At 39.4% G+C, this 20,517-nt stretch carries 20 protein-coding genes; all 20 read right to left on the reverse strand.

The features are described from left to right. Positions 1-56: 56 nt before the first annotated feature. The 20 genes from ACYQ1I_RS17475 to ACYQ1I_RS17570 all read right to left on the reverse strand — a co-directional run bounded on the left by ACYQ1I_RS17475 (position 57) and on the right by ACYQ1I_RS17570 (position 20,517). Complete coding sequence (locus ACYQ1I_RS17475; RefSeq protein ID WP_459767628.1) at positions 57-761, reverse strand: hypothetical protein; 705 nt, start codon at positions 759-761, stop codon at positions 57-59. Between the two features lie 634 nt (positions 762-1,395). Further along, positions 1,396-1,806 carry an endonuclease V gene (locus ACYQ1I_RS17480; protein WP_459768198.1) on the reverse strand — a complete coding sequence of 137 codons (411 nt, stop codon included), beginning with the start codon at positions 1,804-1,806 and terminating at the stop codon, positions 1,396-1,398. Between the two features lie 27 nt (positions 1,807-1,833). After that, positions 1,834-1,965: a hypothetical protein gene (locus ACYQ1I_RS17485; protein ID WP_459767630.1), complete on the reverse strand. Its 132-nt coding sequence runs from the start codon at positions 1,963-1,965 to the stop codon at positions 1,834-1,836. A 214-nt stretch (positions 1,966-2,179) separates the two neighbouring features. Further along, entirely contained in the window at positions 2,180-2,629 is a 450-nt protein-coding gene (locus tag ACYQ1I_RS17490; RefSeq protein ID WP_459767632.1) for a DUF4274 domain-containing protein, read from the reverse strand. A 390-nt stretch (positions 2,630-3,019) separates the two neighbouring features. After that, positions 3,020-5,803: an AHH domain-containing protein gene (locus tag ACYQ1I_RS17495; protein WP_459767634.1), complete on the reverse strand. Its 2,784-nt coding sequence runs from the start codon at positions 5,801-5,803 to the stop codon at positions 3,020-3,022. A gap of 14 nt (positions 5,804-5,817) precedes the next feature. After that, positions 5,818-6,210, reverse strand: a complete 393-nt coding sequence (locus ACYQ1I_RS17500; RefSeq protein ID WP_459767636.1) for a DUF4280 domain-containing protein — start codon at positions 6,208-6,210, stop codon at positions 5,818-5,820. 14 nt (positions 6,211-6,224) lie between these two features. After that, positions 6,225-6,749 (reverse strand): imm11 family protein, encoded by a 525-nt coding sequence (locus tag ACYQ1I_RS17505; RefSeq protein WP_459767638.1) that lies wholly within the window; start codon positions 6,747-6,749, stop codon positions 6,225-6,227. A gap of 1 nt (position 6,750) precedes the next feature. After that, a complete protein-coding gene (locus tag ACYQ1I_RS17510) occupies positions 6,751-7,350 on the reverse strand; it encodes a hypothetical protein (protein WP_459767640.1) in 600 nt (199 codons plus the stop codon). Continuing rightward, entirely contained in the window at positions 7,347-8,759 is a 1,413-nt protein-coding gene (locus ACYQ1I_RS17515) for a contractile injection system protein, VgrG/Pvc8 family (protein WP_459767642.1), read from the reverse strand. Before ACYQ1I_RS17515 ends, ACYQ1I_RS17510 begins: the two co-directional genes overlap by 4 nt. An 18-nt stretch (positions 8,760-8,777) precedes the next feature. Next, on the reverse strand, positions 8,778-9,353 hold the full coding sequence (locus ACYQ1I_RS17520) for a hypothetical protein (RefSeq protein WP_459767644.1): 576 nt from the start codon (positions 9,351-9,353) through the stop codon (positions 8,778-8,780). Positions 9,354-9,595: 242 nt separating this feature from the next. After that, positions 9,596-10,597 (reverse strand): hypothetical protein, encoded by a 1,002-nt coding sequence (locus ACYQ1I_RS17525; protein WP_459767646.1) that lies wholly within the window; start codon positions 10,595-10,597, stop codon positions 9,596-9,598. 38 nt (positions 10,598-10,635) lie between these two features. Next, a complete protein-coding gene (locus ACYQ1I_RS17530) occupies positions 10,636-11,649 on the reverse strand; it encodes a hypothetical protein (protein WP_459767648.1) in 1,014 nt (337 codons plus the stop codon). Positions 11,650-11,653: 4 nt separating this feature from the next. Then, the gene (locus ACYQ1I_RS17535) at positions 11,654-12,616 is read right to left on the reverse strand and encodes a hypothetical protein (protein ID WP_459767650.1); all 963 of its coding nucleotides are present in this window, start codon (positions 12,614-12,616) and stop codon (positions 11,654-11,656) included. Between the two features lie 216 nt (positions 12,617-12,832). After that, a complete protein-coding gene (locus tag ACYQ1I_RS17540; RefSeq protein WP_459767652.1) occupies positions 12,833-12,994 on the reverse strand; it encodes a hypothetical protein in 162 nt (53 codons plus the stop codon). 74 nt (positions 12,995-13,068) lie between these two features. Continuing rightward, positions 13,069-13,218: a hypothetical protein gene (locus ACYQ1I_RS17545; protein ID WP_459767653.1), complete on the reverse strand. Its 150-nt coding sequence runs from the start codon at positions 13,216-13,218 to the stop codon at positions 13,069-13,071. A gap of 56 nt (positions 13,219-13,274) precedes the next feature. Then, positions 13,275-14,048 carry a hypothetical protein gene (locus ACYQ1I_RS17550; RefSeq protein ID WP_459767654.1) on the reverse strand — a complete coding sequence of 258 codons (774 nt, stop codon included), beginning with the start codon at positions 14,046-14,048 and terminating at the stop codon, positions 13,275-13,277. A gap of 19 nt (positions 14,049-14,067) precedes the next feature. Further along, a complete protein-coding gene (locus ACYQ1I_RS17555) occupies positions 14,068-16,692 on the reverse strand; it encodes a hypothetical protein (protein ID WP_459767655.1) in 2,625 nt (874 codons plus the stop codon). Between the two features lie 23 nt (positions 16,693-16,715). Then, positions 16,716-17,411 carry a hypothetical protein gene (locus ACYQ1I_RS17560; protein ID WP_459767656.1) on the reverse strand — a complete coding sequence of 232 codons (696 nt, stop codon included), beginning with the start codon at positions 17,409-17,411 and terminating at the stop codon, positions 16,716-16,718. Then, positions 17,408-18,688 carry a hypothetical protein gene (locus ACYQ1I_RS17565; protein WP_459767657.1) on the reverse strand — a complete coding sequence of 427 codons (1,281 nt, stop codon included), beginning with the start codon at positions 18,686-18,688 and terminating at the stop codon, positions 17,408-17,410. The genes ACYQ1I_RS17560 and ACYQ1I_RS17565 overlap by 4 nt, the downstream gene beginning before the upstream one ends. Then, entirely contained in the window at positions 18,685-20,517 is a 1,833-nt protein-coding gene (locus tag ACYQ1I_RS17570) for a PP2C family protein-serine/threonine phosphatase (protein WP_459767659.1), read from the reverse strand. Before ACYQ1I_RS17570 ends, ACYQ1I_RS17565 begins: the two co-directional genes overlap by 4 nt.

The raw sequence follows: 20,517 nt of genomic DNA on the forward strand, positions 1-20,517 counted from the left end.
ATATTAAAAAAGAGGCCGTTCAAACTGCCTCTTTAACATTTAATAGGAATATTGAATTATGATTGAAAGCCAATAACAATCCATTCATCTACATAATCCCAAAAGTTAATATTGTATTTCGGTTGCCTTTTTGTTGACCAAAATACAGCATTATCATTATTACAATTGGTAGAATCGATTACTATATAAGATCCCATACCATTGCTGAAAAAACCAAATGATGTATTTAAATTTAACTGCAGAGGTTGTTCTAACTGTTCTAAAATACCCCACTCTATTTCATCATCCCCCAAGAATGCAACAGATGAAATAGGTACTAACCCCATAGATTCACTGGCGTAGTAAAAAAAACCATCATGAACATTTTCATAGAAATTCTTTAGCGACTGAGGCATTTTATTCCAATGTTTCTCTAACCTATGACTTTCGAACTTATTTTGTGGATTACCCCCCTCATAATATAGAATGTCACCTTTAGGATTTCTTATCGTATACAAAATCGAATATATATTGTTAAATTCAATCATATCGATTTCTTCCAGATACTCACTTAAATAAGCAAGCGTATTTCTTAGTTCTTCCCCCACATATTTTTCCCACACATTTAAAAGAATGTCTTTTCTTATATTTATTGACTCATATCTAAATATTTCTTTCCAAATATTTGGTATTAAACCGTCTTCAATTTTTTCAACCTCATTAATGGAAACTAAGCGAATATCTTGATTATATTTTCTTAAAAAGTTAAGCTTTTCTAACATAATAATCAATTATCTCCTTTTTAAATTATTATAATAGCTTTCTTATAAAATCATCTATGAGCTTTTTTATTTCTATTTTCATTATTGAAACTTCCATATTTATTTGTAGTAATGAAAGAAATCTGTATCGTGAAAACCTGCCTCATAGCCTCCTGCTCTTTGAAAGGCCTTCAGGTATTTATCGGCCCTTTAGGGGATGTCTTCTTCTATTCAATAGTTTTTCCCCTGGGAAAAACCAAAAAAACAACCTTGGCTTTTTTTCCATTATATCACAGACAATTATTGAATTAATTATTTAACATAAATGGAGCTTAATAGACTCTATCTGCCTTAATTAAGCTCCACGTTGTAATTTTATTTAATACTTTTTCTTTGAACTTTTTCAAACCATTACATTGTAATATCGTCAGTTTTAAATGGTCATTTGAATAAACAAGCTCATACTTATATTCTGCTTTAAAGCTATTTTTTCTACGTCATAAATTAACTTACTCTGTAGTCATTTCTCTTTTCTTTTATATTCATTACATAATCTATATATTTTTTCTATTCAAACTCATGTCTAACATCTTATTTGTAGCCTATCTAGACTATAGCAATCTGCAACTATACTTATTTCTAGCTTCATGTGTCGCTAAGTCGGCGTATCTTGTAGTAATAGGTAATCTACTACTACTTTCAATAAAATGCATTGTAATTCTGATAGAGTAATTCTAATATATGTGTATTCTCCCACCTCGTTTTTAGGCATTTCAAAATCAGTAGCTTGTATTTTAAAATAACTCTTTGCTACTCCAATTGTTGGCCTTTTTAAAAAAAAGGACGCATGGGTAGCAATCCCCATATGCCTATGATGTAAATATCCATTACCGTCAAACATATAAATATCTGGCTGATTACTTAATTTCTTAGCAGCTTCTTGAACCAGTGGTAATTCACGAAAGGCTAAATAACCTGGTATATATGGCACTTCAATTTTACTCATATAGTCTACCTTTTCAATAACTCTTTTTGTTTTATAATCTACTATAACAATACAACATATGCCATAATCAACTTCATTTACTTAACATCATAAACTCCAGCGACTGCTGGAGCTCTCTCCCCCACCATTCCTACCTTCCATCGCCTCCATAAAGGCCACCTGCTGTTTGTTCTTTGGAAGTTCCGGGGTATCCATCATATTGGCACTATTTAGGGGCATTCTACATTCCCTGCTGCCAGTTGAATCATGCCGTCCATATTGATACTATCGATGGAATTGATCAATTGGTTTGCCCTTTGGTCGAAGGTTTCTCCTGCTTCTTTGACAGCTTTTGTACCCCTCCCAGGATCATCTTTGAAAAAGTAGAAAGGTCAGATCAGGCACAATTGAAAAAGTCACAACATCTCACATGTGATGTTATGACTTAATAAAATTACAAAGTTATGTTCAAATCATAACTTCCTAACTCCTCTAAAAAAACACTTTCCTCATCACTAATTATCTTTTTCAATTTAAAAATTTGAACTTTACTAAGAGGCGGAACAAATTTTATATCGCCTTTAAGAAATTCATTATTAATAATTCTATTATATAACTCTTTTATAAATATAGACCATTCTTTTAGATTACCATTATTCTCATCTTTATCTTGTAAATATCTATCTCCGTCAGCAGCATAAAACATCATTAAGGCAGTACTTAATTCACAACAGCTTTTAAGAAGAATTTTTCTTGGTATTTCAAAACCATTGTCCCAATTATAGTTATTTGCATAGAGATATAATATCTCAGGGTCGTTAATATCATATAACTCTTTTAACACTTCTTCTTTATCTTTATCATATAACATTTGTCGAACAATTGTTTCTTTATTCTTGTCCATACATTTTCTCCTTTACTTAATTTATAGCCAAAATCTTTTTTGGATTTATATAGATTACCAATTAATCATTCAAATATAATCTCGGGTTCCTCCTATTATTCAACAGTAGCTTAATTTTTCTCAAGAATTTATAGTTTTTAAATTTTATAACAAGACACAGATCTCAGTCTGCCTTTGGCTTTGAACTCCCGCATCTAGATACTTTTAACAGCTCTGCTAAGACCTTATTTATAAGGAAATATTCAGTGGTCGTAGGCAATATTCATACTAAGGTATGCTATGGTTATAGTAACTACAAAGGTTCAAATATCCATGTACTTGCTTAAGGTGCTTTTTTTAGCCGTAAGCGCTCTTCTTTATTTACTTTCAATAAAATATTCCCATAATTCATCAGAAAGACTTTACAGCGCCCTTAATTTTATCTAAATTTCTCTGCCATAAATCGACTGTTGCACCTTGATTCGGATAGAGTGGCAACCCACTTTGTTGCAACTTCTTTAGGTTAGTCTGCAAGTCTAATACTTTCTGTTGCAATACATTAACACTTTGAGTGACATCAATTGTTTCTAATTGTGATTTCACAAATTCATTATAAGTTGAATGATATCCTCTATGTCTTGACATTGTACTTACATCATCAGCTGGTACTCGTAAAAATAAACCATTTGATGCATCGTCTAAATCCATACCTATTTTTTGTAATACTGGATGCTCAGCCATCTCAGCTGGAATAATATGTTGAGCTTGATAACCAGTCCACTTGGTTGATCTCTTCTCTCCCATAGCCTCCATCATATTTTTACCTAATTTGGTAGAGTCCCCACCAGTCACAACACCGTCTGTCCCAGGTATTAATCTAGTATTCCCCGCCCTCTCAACAACACCGGTCCCACCATTCCTACCTTCCATCGCCTCCATAAAGGCCACCTGCTGTTGGTTCTTTGAAAGTTCCGGGGTATCCATCATATTGGCGCTATTCAGGGGTACTTCTACATTCCCTGCTGCCAGTGGAATCATGCCGCCCAGTTTGATATTGTCAATGGAATTGATCAATTGGTTTGCCCTTTGGGCGAAGTTTTCTCCTGCTTCTTTGACAGCTTTTTGTACCCCTCCTAGGGCTTCTTCTCCGAATTGTCTGCTGGCATTTCCTATCTTTTGGGCCATGTCGTCTATGTTGTTGAGGATTTTGTTGGCTCCCTTTTTAAGCCATGGGGCTACGTTGTTTATTTTATTGACTATTTTGCCCCCCAGATTTTTTGCCCATTTGGCGTTAAATGCCCATGCTACGGTGGCTCCTACTAGTCCGTCAAACAGTGCTACCCAGGGGTTGATTCCTTCTCCCGACAGGGCTTGTCTGACGCAGCTTTCAAAGGCATTGGTTACACCTCCAAGGAACATCTTTGCCTTCAGGGTACCTCCTGCTCCCATTGGCCCGAATATGGCGGCTGATATGGCTGATACGGTGGCCTCCCGGGCGGCACTGCCAACGTAGCTCCAAACGCTGCTGACCTCTCCCTGCCTTATATCTGAAATGGCATGGCTCACCACAGCTGAGGTGCCTCCTACAGTGGCGGCTATGGCGATTCCCCCTATTACCGCTGCTCCTGCTCCAAGGGTGGCGGCCACAGCCACTGCCGCTACTGCCACCACTGCTACTGCCGCTAAGCCTGCTACTACATTCAGGGCCAGCTTTCCCCAGTTGAATTTCTTCTTTTCCACCGGGGGCTCTGCCGCCTGGGGTTCATCATCAAAGGGTGGGTAGGTGGTTCGGTCTGTTCCCTCTGCCTTTGTCTTGGCCCCTAATATGTGGTATTCGCTTTCTATTGATAAGCCGCTCTCTTGATTGGGCAGCCCTGCAAAGATTTGGGCCTGGGCACTAAGTCGTATTTGCTTTGGGGTTTTAAGGATGATTTCTTCTAGGGCATTGATGGTCAGGTTTTTGTGGCTCTTTAGGGTAATGCCTGTTTCATCCTCTAAACTGATTAGCAGGGGTTCTGGGCTGCCGCCGGTGATAGTGATTTCTGTTGGAGTCAGGGCCAGCTGACTTCCATGCTCGGTTCCAAAGTAGCGGTTGTTGGGGTTGGCTGTTTTTTCTGCTGTGGCTCCGTTTTTTCTGATACAGCCAATGACCTTGGCCCGGTCTGCCGCAGCTTCCGGCAGGTAGAGGCTGGCATAGGTGCCAAGCTGAGGCATGCTGTACATCATATTCCCGGTGGGGGGTGCAAAGGGAAACCAATGGGCGGTTTCCTTGGACTGCTCCTTGTCTATACTCAGATGCAGCTTGACGTCCTCCCCCTTTACATCCAGCACCTTTCCTTCCATGGTAATTCCCTTTAGCTTTTTGTTTTCGATGGGCTCCTGCCAAATTCCTTTTCGCCTTGATAATTGGTAGCAGTATACCAGTTCACCCTTTTCGAGCCTGACCTCTACCTGGGTCACATACATTCTTTTTTTCTTAAACCAGATTTCGTCCCCGATTTGGTAATGGCTCCGGCTCTGTATGTAGTAATGAAAGAAATCTGTATCGTGAAAGCCTGCTTCATAGCCCCCTGCCCTTTGAAAGGCCTCTAGATCTTTATCGGCCCTGTAGGGGATATCTTCTTCGATTCGATAGTTTTTTCCCTGGGGAAACCCAAAAAAGAACCTTGGCTTTTTTTCCATTATATCACAGACAATTACTGAATTAAACTGGCTGGCCAGACGTTTAATCAGCTGCCAGTCGGTTTCCTTGTACTGTATAACGGGGCTTTTAATTTTAGTACCATCACCCATGGTATTAATATAATCATGACCCGGGTATTCCTCAATGATTTCCTTTAACAGGGCAGGATATACCATATTGATATTCTGAAAGGAGCGGCTTTTTTTCCTTGTATCTAAAAGTATGCTGCCGCTGGTTCCTTCAATCTGAATTTGGTAAATACCCTGCTGGTTACTGGTCTTGACCTTGGTCACCAGCCCCTTAAAAAGGGTTTTTTCGCCCCCCTGTATGCTGTAGATATGGATGGTGTCCTCCAGGGTGGCATTAATGGTGCTGTTTACATTAGCCCCTTCGTCTAAAATAGCCTTCATATAGACCGTGGCGTGGTCGTTCAAAGGCCATTTTATTTCAAGGGCCTCTATGGTTTTAATGGGGTAGGGTACCGAAACCCTGATTTGATCAAAGCCTGCCATTTCTCCACACCCCCTTATTCTTCCTGCTGCCCGTCATTCTCAAAGGCGATGACTCCGCCAAAGGCACAGATTAGTTGTGAAGCTGTGGTAAGGGCAGGCTTCCTCTCCACCAGGGCATCCTCCTTGGTGTTCAGCCATTTTGCCAATATTTCTGGCTGACAGGGCTTACCGCTTACTACCGCTCCATCTTCTCCCACCAGATGTATTGTTTCATTGCTGGGATTAGCAGGCCCACTACATATTCCAAAGCTCGAAATATTTTCTTCCTTATTATCCTCTTCATTAAGCATGGGTTTTTGGTTAACAAAGGAGCCGTGGCTAACCGGAAGATTAATCTTTCTCGGGTGGCTTCCACATCTACACCTCATACTTGCCCCTCTTACAACATATCCCTGTATATCTGCCATTGGTTGTTCCCCCTTTACTCGACAGCTACTTTTTCCAGACACAGACCTGAAAAACCCCGTCTTAAAAGGCTTTCAGCCACATCAAGTCGTATCACCACCTGGGTCGCTGTCCCCTCTTTAATTTTAAAGATTCTTTTTCCTTTTATCTTCTCTTGATCTAACACTAATTTGGTGATCACACTTTTATCAAGGTTAAATTCACTGCTTGGGCCCAGGGCCTCCACCTCTTTGAATATGGGTAGGTAATAGTTTTCCTGTCTGCGATGGATCAAATCTATTAATGGCATGGTCTTAAAAATCAAATCAGGCTCATATTTTTCTATGATCTTTTTTAGTCTGGTGGAAACCAGATAAAGCTGTCTGTCTAAAATATCTAAATAACAGCTTTCTTCATCTGCCTTAACATAAAAAATTTTGGTATCTTCAATTCGATGGGCCCTTAGCTCGTTAATGTCCCTTAGATCAATTTGCTTCATTAAGTCCATTAAAATTGGCACATTGGTATACCGCCTATCCTGCTTTAATAAAAAGTAATCCATATTATGCCTTCACCTCGCCCCCTGCATATAATATTTCACTTTGATCCATGTATTCACCGGCTAAAATATGAAGCTCTTCACTACACTTTACACCCTTAAAGGCCTCTTGCTCCCGTAGGGCCGGCAGTTGCTCACGTATGAATTCAATTACCAGCATATTGTATTTAAAGGCCTCAAAGAGCTTAAAATGCTCAATATCCATAGCGGTTACCTTCCGGGCATAGGCTTTTCTTTTTTCCTCCAGCTCCCTCATATGCTGGAAAAGGGAGTGATAAATAAAATCTACATCCCAGTGACCACAACATTCTTCATTGTCTAAAAACCAATTCTCGTCATAGAAGTCTATACGATAGGTGGATTTATTCTCTAAAATGCTTGTCCTTAAAAAGGAGAAGTAAATGTAGTGTATTGAACCCTTACGTTGCTGCTGCTGTAGAAGCTGAGCTTGGTGACATACCTTAACAAAGGCATCGGTTAGTTCTTTTTCAATGGACGCTTTGTTTTTGGCATATCGCTCGTCAATGGCCAGCATTTCATCCTGCCATCTGTCTATTACATACCTTTCCATAAAATCCTGTATGGCTTCCTCTCGATTCATCATTCGATCTTCACCTTCGCTCCGCTGATGGTGACTTCATCTAAAATGGTAAGGGCGGCATCCCCCTGGGTTAAGTCAACTCCTCCTTCACCCTGCAGCAATATTTTGGCTCCACCTGTAATTTCTATATCTTCTTCAGCCGTCAGCATAATTTTCTTGTCACTGTTGATTTCAATACCTCCATCGTCGGTCAGCCGCATAAGCAGCTTACCATTGCCAATGATCTCAATGGCACCTTTTTGAAAAACAATTTCTTTACCATATTTAGTACTAATGCTCTTTACCGATGGGTCACTTCTTTTTTGCGGGTTAGATGAGCTTAGGTTCACTGAGCTGGCAGCAAAGGCATTTTTTTCATCATCATCTGGAAAATGTACCCTGATCTGATCCCCAACCTCAGGCATACAATACCAGCCACTGCCATCGGGGGAAGAATAGATGGTGGAATAAGGAAACCACATGGCCTTGCCCTTGTCCTGTTGACCGTCTATTTCCAGTTGAATTTTGAGGTTATCCTTGGCTACATCTAGTACCTTTCCGAAAAGCGATACCCCTGCCAGGGCGACATTGGTGATTTTTCTTCTTCCCATCCCCTTTTTGTCTCTTAAAACGTATCGATTGGTCAAAAGTCCATTTTTCATTTCGGTAATAGCTTGATAAACGAATAGAGTTCGTCGATTAAAGGCTACTGGGCTGCCCAATTCAACCAATTGGTGACTCACAATACTATAGCTAATCAAATTTTGTTCATTTAACCCTGGCAAATCGTTCTCTGTCTTGAGCCTGTATCCCTTAAGGTCCTTTTCAATGGTATAATGGTATTCATCAAGGCTTTGTTTTTGGAGGTCTTGGGGCAGTCCTACAAAGAATTTTGCCCCATTAAATCGACAATCGGGAATTAAGGGAGCATTAAAATGGGAAGCCAATCGCTTTATAAACTCCCAGTCGGTCTCCTTGTACTGAACCAAAAGCCCTCCAATGGCCTTACCCTTGGTTACCTTATCAATGACATCGGAATGGGGGTAATCCTTGGTCAGCGATTTAAATATCTCACCATAGGTCATGGCATGATCCTGAAAGGATCTATTTTTTCTTTTCACATCCATTAAAAATGTACCGCTCAGGGCCTCAATAGCTATGCTTCTGACATCACCCTTTGCCTCAACAGACAGCCTTGTTACAGTTCCCTTAAAAAGCAGGGTTGAACCATCATCCCCCTTAAGTTGAACCTCGATGGTTTCTTGGCTGTTGGCGTTTTCAACATATTCGTCCAGATTTTCCTGGGGTACAACCCCTTTAATGGATAGTTTGGCGTGTTCATTTAAGGCCCTAGTCAGCTTAAAATCAATTATCTTCTCAAATTGATAGGGGGAAATGACGATATCCCCATAACTATAGACTGATTTACTCATTTCTGTTCCTCCCTTCCCCTATTCTACGGTTCTAATAGATTTGATTATCTGAAAGGCAATGTCTCGCCAGTCTTCATAGGCTGCATATCGACAGCTGAAGGTGCCCATAACCAGCTTTCCCTCCAGGGCAAAGAAGAACATAATATTATAGATGAACTCGTCTAAGGCAGGGCTTTTAAATTCAAAAAAGCCAATGTTTTTTTCCCCAACCCTTTCAACCCCGTCGCTGTAAAAAACATTGGCGGGATTGACCCTTTTAATAATGTTTTTCATGCCCTTTGTCAGCTCCTTGACCCCATCTTCGTCTAAATCTTCGTCAATGGGATTAAGGGTGATGTTCACGCTGCCTGTTTCATCGGTTTTAATAATTTGGGGCCGCTGCTGAGCGGGGTACTTTATTTCCCGCTGCGCCTTGTCCATTTCTTCAAAGTCCTCTGGCAGATAGAGAAAGAGTTTTTCCTGAAAAAAATCTCTCTCGATAAATTGATACATTCTCTGGCCGATTTTAATTGGCCCTGCAGTAATATCTCGGTTTTCCTTGGCTTTTTCCGCCGCCTGAATAAAACCAATAATTTTCTCATCAATGGGTTGCATTTTCATACCTCCTTGTGTTTAGTCTATTAATAATGGGTAAGACTATTTTCGTTAAACCAACTATAGGTGAGTATTAAAGAAATTTTCAAATTTGGGTTTTTGGGGTAATTTTTTGATAGAATAATCAGGTACTAATCAATAATATACCTACGTAGCATGGTAACTTTAGATCTAAAAATATTATAAGGTATACAGTAATGCCACTTTTATCAAGTAATTTGAATCTATTTAGTTTCATAATACTACCATTTTCGCCATCGTGTATTGATATATGTCTTGAATGCATCCATATACTTGGGGTTATGGGGAAAATTCTTTAGGTATATAAGTGTTATTGCATTCATTACTATTCCTGCATAAAGTATTAATTCCAAGGAAACAATTCCATCATCAATATCATCGATTAATAAGTATCTATTTATGAAAAAACTGTTTATATCAGGATTAAATAAGATTAGTCCTACCAAGATATTTACTATAATTCCTATCGTCACCCCAAACACAAGCCATAGTCGCCACAGTAAGACAAATCGCTTCATTGTTCCAGCATTCAGGTAAAATAGAATTCCTATTACGACCGATGCTAAAAGTAATAGGCTAAATAAAATTCTCATTTCCATACTTTCACTGCTTTTCATCGTAAATGCTTCCAGTAGAATTGTGACATATTGTAATATCGGAGGAAATAATGTGACTCCCCAAACGCCCCTGCCCACCGCTATCTTACCTTCAAAGCTTAGTTGTCCATCTTCCACCACCGGGGTTCCGTCCAGATATGTCATATCTATGATCATACGTGTTTCAGGAAGAAAGGAGATTACTACATCCCTTCCCTTCAAAGACTCCAATACATCAAAATATGGTTCATAATTACATATAAAGCGAGGCTTTCTTTCCACTTCTCCCTCTTCGGTAACATATTTCCCCTCAATTGAAATTGTTACTGACACCAATGCTCTAACTCTTTCATCTCTTTTGCCTACCAGCTTTCCGATTTTTCCTGTATACTCTTTTATATCTTTTTTAAGGATATCTCTTATTAAATCTCTGTAGAAATATATGAAAATCAATACAATCACCAGGCCCAATATCGGTATATGAATAAATTCATAGCTTCCATTCTTTAAATAATCATTTAGTGACATAATCCCCGTTATCAAGGTGGCTAATGTCATTAATAGTCCTAATGCAGCATATATCAGAGCTCCACTTCTGGTAATCAATATCAATCTATTATATTTCATAGTTCATCCCCCATATAAAACTTCACCAAATGCTATCACTATTTACGCCAAGCTAATTTTAGATAGGTATTAAAGGCATTAACAAATTTGGGATTTTTGGGGTAATTCTTTAGATAGAACAAACAGGCACTAATCACCAATATACCTACGTAGCATGCTAACTTTAGATCTAAAATTTCATTTCCTATGTTTTCTCCAAGTAGGACATTATTTATAAGATATTTCCTTGCATTTGGAAAAATCCACAATGAAGCACCTATAGCGAAAACCAACGTACTACAGACAGCTACCCCAGTTGTAATCCATAGCCACCATATTTTGCTGAAATTCCCTAGTTTACCTGCATATCTATAAAGGACTGCCCCTATAACAGTATATAAAACAATCATTATGGCAGAAAAGCTGATCACGCCCTTACTATAGGTAGCATTTAAGGATAAGCCCGCTAATAAAAACCAGAGATATTGGAAGGCCAGCATGATAGAAGGCATAATTAAAATTCCTCTACCCAGGTTGATTTTTCGCTGCAAGCTAAACTGTCCATAATAGGCTGGACTACCATCCTTAAATTTCATATCCATTATTATATTGGTTTTGCTGAGATAATAAATTTCTATTACAACATCAACAGAATGCCCTAATATTTCAAAAAATGGCTCATAGTTAGCTAGAAAAATCTGTGGGCCAGTGGCTTTGACCTCTTGGTTATTTTCATCTATGTATTTTCCCTGGGTAAAATAAATCGTTTGGGATACTAGCCCTCTGCCTCTGACATCTCGGTTGTATTCTACTTTTCTTATCCTGCCTCTATATCTTTTTATATTGTTATGGATGATGTCATTTCCAACAGCGGTGTAAGTGGTGATGATAAAATATAAAGATGGAATTAAGAATAATAAACTAGTGTATATTTTTTCTTTGTCCCCGATATATAGGTAATCTTTAACACCAGTTATGGAAAAAAACAAAAAACCTAATGACCCCAAGATTCCAAAAAACAAATAAGTTCCAGCTCCACTTCTAACAAGTAATTTGAATCTATTTAGTTTCATAATTCTACCATCTTCGCCATCGTGAATTAATATACGTCTTAAATGCATCCATATACTTGGGGTTATGGGGAAAATTCTTTAAGTATATAAGTGTTGTTCCATTTATCATTAGTACTACATAAAAAATTAATTTCAAAATAAAAATTCCATTGTCAATTTCATCAATTAATAAGTATCTATTTATGAAATGGCTGTTTATATCAGGATTAAATATGATTATTCCTACCAAGATATTTACTATAATTCCTATCGTCACCCCAAACACAAGCCATAGCCGCCACAGTAAGACAAATCGCTTCATTGTTCCAGCATTCAGGTAAAATAGAATTCCTATTACGACCGATGCTAAAAGTAATAGACCAAATACAATTGTTATTTCCATAATTTCACTGCTTTTCATCCAAAAAGCTTCCAGCAGAATTGTGAAGTACTGTAATATCGGAAGAAATATTGCCACCCCTAAAACCCCCCTGCCTAGCTCTATCTTAGCAGCAAAGCTTAGTTGCCCATCTTCCACCACAGGGGTTCCGTCCAGATATGTCATATCTATAATCAGACGTGATTTAGGAAGAAAGGAGATTACTACATCCTTTCCCTTCAAAGACTCCAATACATCAAAATATGGTTCATAATTACATATAAAGCGAGGCTTTCTTTCCACTTCTCCCTCTTCAGTAACATATTTCCCCTCAATTGAAATTGTTACTGACACCAATGCTCTAACCCTTTCATCTCTTTCGCCTACCAGCTTTCCAATTTTTCCTTTATAAGTTTTGACATTTTTTTGAATGATGTCATAACCAAAGGCACGAAGAATAGGTATACCAATACCAAGTGACGGTATTAAGGATAATAGCCCTATATATATCTTTTCTTTATCTCCAATAGAAAAATAATCATTTATACCAATAGCTATAAAAAATAAAAATATTAAAAAACTAAGTAAACTTATAGCTAAATGTACCACTCCCCCAGTTTTGGCTAGCAATTCCAGCCTGCTATATTTCATAATATGCTATCCTCCTGATATATTAATTTCACTTTATTCTTTTTTTTGGCGTACACTAATTCCCCATGGGAATGGGCTGTAAAATATGGCCTTTATTTTTGTTTTTTTCTTGCCTTTCCTCTTCATAGCCCATAATTCGCTGTAATTTCATTTCTTCTTCCGTATAATTCTCCTCTAATCCAGTAATTCGCCAGTTATGGTTTCAACTATTCTGGTTAAACTTTCAATTTTCCATAAGGGCTTTATGTTATCAGGAAAAAGCTCCAGTAAAATATCAGGATTTTTTTGAATAACTCTTTTTGCTTCATTTATACTATTTACACCTAGTTTTTTCAAAAGCTCCCTTTGAAGCTTTGTATTATTAAAAAAGGTTCTTAATGCCTGCCTTATACTGCTCCTACTTTTTTGCTTTACTGCTCCCTTGAACCTTCAGAAAAGATATTTTCTATAATAAAATTGTACTCGTCCCCTCCAATACAGACAGTTTCTGAAATATCCTTACCTTCATATTTTTTAAACTGATTTTTTAAATCTAATATTTTCTCATCCATATGTTCCATTCAATAAAGCCCCCTTTGTTTTTCAATTTATCTAACATTTCTTTAAGCTACTACGTCTATTCTATTAATATCTTCCTACCAAAATAATTACTGTTGCTCTTTACCTCACGTTCATTTTTTATTGCATCTAAAACCTCAACCAAATATCTGTAAAGCTCCCCATTAGATGCCTCATTACATTGAATGCCCAGCCTCGCTCCTATATAGGCTGTAATTAGGCCTCGATTCAAGGTCTGCTGCTGAAGGCACTGGAGGGTAAAGGCTGAGTCCAGGGGATTTTTAATTGAATACTGAAAAGCTTCCCTGGCAAAGTTCGCCAGGAGCTGGGGCGAAAGGGTGCTTTCACCCTGACAGGCAAAGGGGACATGTATCACATTGATTGTATTAAATTCTGTGGACATATCTTGAAAATCCACATAGTTTGTACGCAGCTGGGCCCCTATCTTTAGTTTAAATCGACACAGCTCCATCTCATCCTGGGCCACCACATCCCCCAGGTCAATCTTTACCTGGGTTTGATACTGAACAAAGTCATTAGCCTCCTTCTTCGGTTCAAATTTCACCTTTAAAATGGCCGTATCGTTGGTATGGCTGTAGGGTACCCGATGGGCTTCCCTCAATAGATAGACAACTCCGTTAAAGTAGATGGCCCCCGGTGAAATAATTATTTCATTTTCCTCCACCTCAAGTCCCATTCCCCACAAAATTCCATTGGAATAGCTATGGAAATAGGTACTCACCAGATCCTTTGGGAAATCCCGCAAACTTTCCAGCATTTCAAGCTTTAATACCCTGCCGCGGGTAAAAACAGGCATGATATTTGAAATCAAAGGCTCATCCCCTTTTCATTTATTTTAATCCATCAAAGAAATGCATTTCCCATGTATCATTTTCAAAGCTGTAAAAGGCTTCTTTGCCGATGTATAGTATCTCCTTTTCCCTTAGCACCGGTACAACACAAAAGCCCCATTCGGCCTCCCTGGCCCAGACAAAGAATTTTACCTCCTTGTCCACAATGTTGTCAGTTTCATCTTGAATAATTTTGTCCTTATAACGCTTGTAAATTTCCTCATAGGTGGTTTGAACAAAATCCTCGGGCCGGTTTTCGTATTCATATTCATACCGAACGTTACCATTGGCATCCTTCAAATACAGCTTCAGTGTAATTCTTTCCATAAACCTTGAAATATGCCCCTGGGTATTTTGGCGTTGGCTGCTGTGAATTAAAACCTTCTCATCACCCCGGTGGGTATAGGTAGTAATCATATAGGGCAGTGCAGGCTTTCGGGTACGAAGATTTACATTGATATAGCCAAATTTTTTAGCCTGTAAATATTTCAATGCTCCCCTTAGGCAGGTAAGCTTCAGCTCATGGTCGTCCTGATGGGCTTTTTGATTCCTTCCATATTGAATCAGCCTGCCGGGCACAAATTCCTTCAAGGCTTCACGGAAAAGTTCAATTTTACAGGATTGCCCCGTCAGCTTAATGATGGAATAATCAAAGAGCTGACCCCTTTCATAAATCCCTTCTAAAAATCGCTTAATTATTTGATAAATGTCGGCCCTCAAAAGGGTTTGTATATCATAGCGGCTGAAGGTGGCCTCCAGGGGATGCCTCAGCTGCTTTAATTCTCCATCCTGTCTGATGTGAAGCCGCCACTTATCAAATAGGAGCTCATCAATACCATGATGAAAGGGTGCCTCGGAATTCACCTTCAGCGTCAGCAGGCTTTTATGCTTAAAAAAAGCCTTCTTTACCCCCTCCGCCAGCTCAAACAGCAGGTAAAAGTTACTTTTCACCTTAAAATAATCATGGCTGCTTCTGCTTTCGTAGTCCTTAAATCGAGTAGGGATCATTTCCTCTGCCCTATCATAGGCCTCTTCCAAAGTAAGGTAAATTTCCCTGCTGCCATATTCATCAACATGACGGAATAAATCTACATCAAAGGCCTTTAACAGCTCTTCCTTTATCCCCTGGCCTTTGCCGGTCAAAATGCTGGCAAAGACAATTTTAATGAGCTGCAGCAGTCGATAGGTCAGATTATTACCGCCAAAGTCTGTATCACCGTTTTCATAGGCGGTCTCGATGTCAATTTCATAGGAAACACGGTTATTATATATTCTAAATTCGCAGGAGGATAAGTCTGTGGTTCCTCCGCCACAGTCAATAATCAAGGCTCGATAGGGAGCCCCCTCCTGATAAGACTTTTTATCAATCAGTTCATGAATTGTATTGAAAAGTACTGCAGCCCCCTCATCAAGCATATCCTCATAGGCCACCTCGTAGTCCGACAAGACCTCTTGAAATAACCTATAGAAGCGATACTTCTGCTTTGAAGGGCTGGAAATATGAATATTTTTAAAATTACATTTAAAGCGCTGCTTGGCCAGGCCGATAATATATTCCAAAAATGCCTTGATAATGGCACTTCGCTTCACATATCCGCTTCGGCCCTTCAGGTCGGTAATTTTTTCTTCCCTGTCATAATCACTAACCCAACGTTTAATATCGTAGAAAATACAAATTCCCTCGTCAATATAGCTTAATTTTGAATAACGAAGGGCTTCATAGCCAAAAACATAGTCAATCTCATTTTCTTCAATGGCCCTAATGCCCACAACACTGGGAATCAGCGGGGTGGTTTCTGCCGGCTCCACCGTTGTATTGAGAACCGCTACCCCATTTATATCATTTATTTTAAGGGATTCCATGGAGCTACCCTGATTCAGCAGATGAAAGCTCTCTTGATTCAGGTAGATACCTGCTGTGGTGTTGCTTGTTCCAAAGTCTATTGCCAGGGGAATATCGGTCTCCATGGGTGATAAAATATTGAAGTCTAGCACCTCGGCACCGTAGGCCATGAGGTATTGGGGAATATGCTGGGCGGTACCATAATAAATATGGTAAATTAATTCCGATTGTTCCCTATCAAGGTACAGCAGACGATAATGCTTGGTGGTGCTTTTTACCGCAGCAACCTCAGCAGATTTTGTTAAGTAGTAGTTTCCATTGTCACCCAATACCAGGTTAAAAATCGTAGAAATTTGACCATTTCCATCCACCAGAATCACATTCCCCTCATCCAGGGCTCCTGTGGCCCTGACCAAGTAGTTATCGAAAATTTCCACATTAAGCCCTTCATAAAGCACCAGCTTGGAAGGAGAATGGATTGTATGGCCTTCAAGGGGAAGCTGCACTGCTTTGGAAATAAATCGCTGCAGTCTTTTTAAGCCCTCCTCGTGGTGGGTCTTAATAAACAGCCCCTCTGTCGCTCCCCGGTATCGCATAATCAGCCTGATGAGCTCATCCTTGTTTAACAGATTCAGTGTACTTTTTACCAGCCTTTCCCTTTGGCAGATATCCCGCAGTTGATAAACCGTCATGGCCTCCAGACGATGCTGCTGGTAACGTCCCTGAGGCCTTTTTGCTTCTTTTTTCAAATTGTTTTTATGTAATTTATATGTATATGCCATGATTGATCACCCGAATTCCTTGACTAGTACAATACCATGTTTTCAATTTTCATGGTGTCATCCATTCCCAAAACACCAAAATGGTATTGCCAGTATAAAAAGACCTTAAATTCTATATGTAAAAATAATGAAATTAAAATTTCTATTTTATTTTCAAGTATGGTTTTTTTAGCCTCGCCTAAATAAATGAGTATTTCCTTACCGTGATCCTGATTGATATAGACAATGCTTTTGTTGAAAATCCGTTTGACAACCCTCCTGAAAAGGTCAAGGGAATTGCCTGTTGTATAAAGGCTCACCAGGGCCGACAATATAAAGCTCTGCTCACTGTTATCAAAGGCCCCCATCAATTTTTTGATATGCTCTGAAAAAAGATGCTTATTTATATCCTTTAAAATATACTTCTCATAGTATTTCTGTTTTGTCAGACCCTGCTTTAAATCCAGGGTGCCCAGATAGTGTATTAAAATATCAAAAAGTGCCTCTCTGCACTCCAGGCTTTCTTCAAGATTGATATTAAATAGATCCTTAAAGATATGATAAAAGCGGTAATACGGGTTAATTTCCACCGTCAGTTCATCATTAATTGTTGATGTGTTCAAGTCCTCAAAGGCAATTTCCATATAGGGACTGTAGGATTGTGGGTATTTGAACTTGATGGCCTCTACATTAATATTCTGAGCTTTGGCCCGTAATAGAACATCCCAAATGTAATTCATATCAATCTTCCCTCGCAATGATATTCAGGATAAATTTGCTGTATTTCAGAAATGATAAAGCTAAGTAAATCCCTTAAAATAAAGTAACCGGGCTTTAGGGGACTAAAGTATAGGATCAACCTTTTACCATAGGTACTGTCCCTGATTTCATCGATAATAAAGGAATTCATATTATAGGTTTCCTGCCTGTCATCGACTCCCCTGTCAATAATTTTAATGTCCTCAAATTGTAAATATTTCGATGCCTCATAGGAATTGATAATCCGAATAAGCTCGGCCTTGGTTTTGACATTGGCCCCCTTGTAGCTCGACAGCTTTTCTACAAAGCTGATATCCTTTGAATTGGAAATCAACTCATACTCATATTTTTCTATTTTAGAGGCCCTTTGCTTGACAACCTTATAGACCTCCCATTCCTGGGCTTCATCCCGTTGGGCGGTGATCAGCAGACTATCCTTTGTGTGTCTGATGTATTTAATATCTTGATTTTCATATTCCACCAGGAAGCCATGCTCAGCCCCCTCTCCATTTAGGGAAATACTGTGTTCATAATTTAGCTCATCTTCACAGGGAAAGGGAAAGCCTGTACTTTTCAGGGTCAGCCTTTGAATATTCCACAGGGGCACCATATCGTACCTAACATATTGACTGTACTGACCAAAATCCACCTTTATTCCTTGAATTTCCTCATCCTTTGAAATTTCCTTTTCATGGCTCACTAAAACAACATCGGCAATTCTTGCCACGTAGGGGGCATTGATGGTGGTCCAGGGAATATTGTTTCGAATAAAGATTTGATAAAGCTTCTCGATCCGATCCCAATATTGGGTATTTTCCTTCAGCCTGAAGGTGGCCTTTCTGCTGCCTTGGTTGGTCTCAATTTGTCCCTCAAAATCCACCTGCTTTTCCAACAGCTCCTTAAATAACAGGTAATCACATTCAAGAAATACCTTAAAGAGCCTAACCTCCCTTTTCTCAACCATGGCTTCTAAAATATGGTTTAAATCATAGGTTCTTTCCTCCACATCCTCTGGCAGCATAGGATGAAGATAATAATGAATTGGATCATAGTCTTGCTTTTTAACAATGGTAGTATAGACGCTGTAGTTTTGCCGGGTATATTCTATCTCGTCAAAAACCCTTTTTTCCAGGGCCTGATACATTTCCTGGCTATGCTCATAAAGGGGGATAAACACCCCATTTAACAGTTCCCTAAAGAGGGCCCGATCCTTTAAGTGATCAATGTGATTAATCCTGTCGTAGATTTTTTCCTTCATTGCCTCACCTGGGGTGACTCCCCATTCCTTTCTTCAATTAATGCTTCGATGGCTCCAATCTTTTCATCAATCCTTTTAACTTCCTCTTCTATTTCTGCCGCCTCATAAATATCCCTGGCAAAGAGATAAAGAAGCCTTGCATCATTCAAATTCCCCGCTTCGGCCATTTCCATGGCATCGGCTACATATTGCTGTGCTCTGGCCTGGCTTTTGGTTTGCTGAGTAATCATTTGCTCCGTCAGTTGTATTTTTTCCTCCAGCTCCCTGGCCAATCGGGTCTGGTTTACCTGTCGATACAGCTCCTGGGCCATGGTATAATACATTTTGGCATCCTGGTAGCTACCAATACGATAGCTGACATCACCCTTTTTGGTCATTTCAATGGCATTCATTTGAATTTCCATGCTTTCCTTCTGGGCCAGGGCTGCTTCCTTTTCCTCCTCCTCGGCCTGGGCCATGGCCTCCTGGGCCTCCTTAGCCGCCTCCTGCTCCCGGGTTTTTTGCTCTTCATAGATCTGATTCAGCTTTTCCTGGGCCTCCTGCCGGGCCTCTCTGAAATAAAGGGCTGTGGCCATGTTTTTAGCCTCTTGGTAATCTAATCGGGCTCCATGCAGGTCATCAAAGTCTCTTTTTTGATCCCCCTGCTGTATTAGCTCCAGCACCTTGATGAAGCCATTAACCTTGTCAAGCTGCTGAATAATATAGTCCTTGGCCAAATGGTCAGCATAATAGGCCCTCTCCTGGGCCGACAGATAGTCTCCCAGAGCATTTTCATATTTTCCGTCATATAACAGCTCGTCTGCTTTAATAATGGTTTCTGCCAGTCGATAATAGCTGTCAATATAATCCCTTTTTTCGTCTAATTTTAGCTTTTTGGCAATATCCAGGGCGGCCTTGTATTCCTCTTTGGCCCGAATGAAATTCATATCTTCTATGTAGCTATGGCCGCTTTCAATATAGTAATTCATGCTACTAATTTGATCTAGCCGTTGCTTCCTTCTGAAATACCATACCGAAAAGATAATAGCTACCACCAAAATAATCGGTATTGCCGTCATGATAATTTTTTTGATTTTTTGCTTCCTCTTGGGGTTTTCATAAGTCTTGTCCACAAAGATGGCAGCAAAGGTGTAGTTTTCTAATTCCTTGGGCTGCTTTGAAAGAATCAGCTCCTCCACATGATCTACGGCCTCCTGGGGCTCCTTAGCCTCCACCACACCATCGGTCAATTCTCCCAGGTCAATGTTTTCCCAAATCCCCTTGGTGGAAAGGGTGATGATGTCACCATTCTTTAATTTAACTTTTTTTGAAACAAAGGGATTTAATCGTTCATCCTGGCCTAAATAGCAGTATAGGTTGTTCCTTTCCTGGTGCTTGGCCACCTTGTCGAGGGGCAGCTTTTCTTCATTGACCAACTGTTGGGTTAAAGACTGGTCTTCACTTTGCTCCCTTAAAAAGCCCTCCCGAAAAAGGTGGAATCGGGTATTACCTGCCTGGGCATAACGAATTTTTACGTAATCTGTCACCACGATGGTAACAGACGCCTTCAACCGCATATTTTTACTCTGGTTGATCAGTTCTTCATTGGCCCTTCTAAGTACCTGTTCCAAAAAACTGCTTCTCATACTGGGGGATTCACTGAAATAGCTAATGATACTGGCTACAGCTATTTTTGCCCCCAACATATCTACTTCATTGTCAATTCCGTCGGCAATCACATAAATTGCATACTTGTCTAATTCTACGAAGCCAAAATAATCTCTATTTTGCAATAGGCTTCCGGCTTCTGATACAAAGCTGGTCACAAATTTTGAATTTATTTTTCTCAT

This window comes from Alkaliphilus crotonatoxidans (assembly GCF_054658015.1).

Excerpts from the sequence above, each read along its gene's own strand:
- ACYQ1I_RS17565 (WP_459767657.1), bottom strand. The coding sequence starts at position 18,688 with ATGAAGGAAAAAATCTACGACAGGATTAATCACATTGATCACTTAAAG.
- ACYQ1I_RS17515 (WP_459767642.1), bottom strand. The coding sequence starts at position 8,759 with ATGAGTAAATCAGTCTATAGTTATGGGGATATCGTCATTTCCCCCTAT.
- ACYQ1I_RS17525 (WP_459767646.1), bottom strand. The coding sequence starts at position 10,597 with ATGAAATATAATAGATTGATATTGATTACCAGAAGTGGAGCTCTGATA.
- ACYQ1I_RS17475 (WP_459767628.1), bottom strand. The coding sequence starts at position 761 with ATGTTAGAAAAGCTTAACTTTTTAAGAAAATATAATCAAGATATTCGC.
- ACYQ1I_RS17500 (WP_459767636.1), bottom strand. The coding sequence starts at position 6,210 with ATGGCAGATATACAGGGATATGTTGTAAGAGGGGCAAGTATGAGGTGT.
- ACYQ1I_RS17560 (WP_459767656.1), bottom strand. The coding sequence starts at position 17,411 with ATGAATTACATTTGGGATGTTCTATTACGGGCCAAAGCTCAGAATATT.
- ACYQ1I_RS17505 (WP_459767638.1), bottom strand. The coding sequence starts at position 6,749 with ATGGATTACTTTTTATTAAAGCAGGATAGGCGGTATACCAATGTGCCA.
- ACYQ1I_RS17570 (WP_459767659.1), bottom strand. The coding sequence starts at position 20,517 with ATGAGAAAAATAAATTCAAAATTTGTGACCAGCTTTGTATCAGAAGCC.
- ACYQ1I_RS17510 (WP_459767640.1), bottom strand. The coding sequence starts at position 7,350 with ATGATGAATCGAGAGGAAGCCATACAGGATTTTATGGAAAGGTATGTA.
- ACYQ1I_RS17555 (WP_459767655.1), bottom strand. The coding sequence starts at position 16,692 with ATGGCATATACATATAAATTACATAAAAACAATTTGAAAAAAGAAGCA.
- ACYQ1I_RS17490 (WP_459767632.1), bottom strand. The coding sequence starts at position 2,629 with ATGGACAAGAATAAAGAAACAATTGTTCGACAAATGTTATATGATAAA.
- ACYQ1I_RS17495 (WP_459767634.1), bottom strand. The coding sequence starts at position 5,803 with ATGGCAGGCTTTGATCAAATCAGGGTTTCGGTACCCTACCCCATTAAA.
- ACYQ1I_RS17530 (WP_459767648.1), bottom strand. The coding sequence starts at position 11,649 with ATGAAACTAAATAGATTCAAATTACTTGTTAGAAGTGGAGCTGGAACT.
- ACYQ1I_RS17485 (WP_459767630.1), bottom strand. The coding sequence starts at position 1,965 with ATGCCCCTAAATAGTGCCAATATGATGGATACCCCGGAACTTCCAAAG.
- ACYQ1I_RS17545 (WP_459767653.1), bottom strand. The coding sequence starts at position 13,218 with ATGGAACATATGGATGAGAAAATATTAGATTTAAAAAATCAGTTTAAA.
- ACYQ1I_RS17520 (WP_459767644.1), bottom strand. The coding sequence starts at position 9,353 with ATGCAACCCATTGATGAGAAAATTATTGGTTTTATTCAGGCGGCGGAA.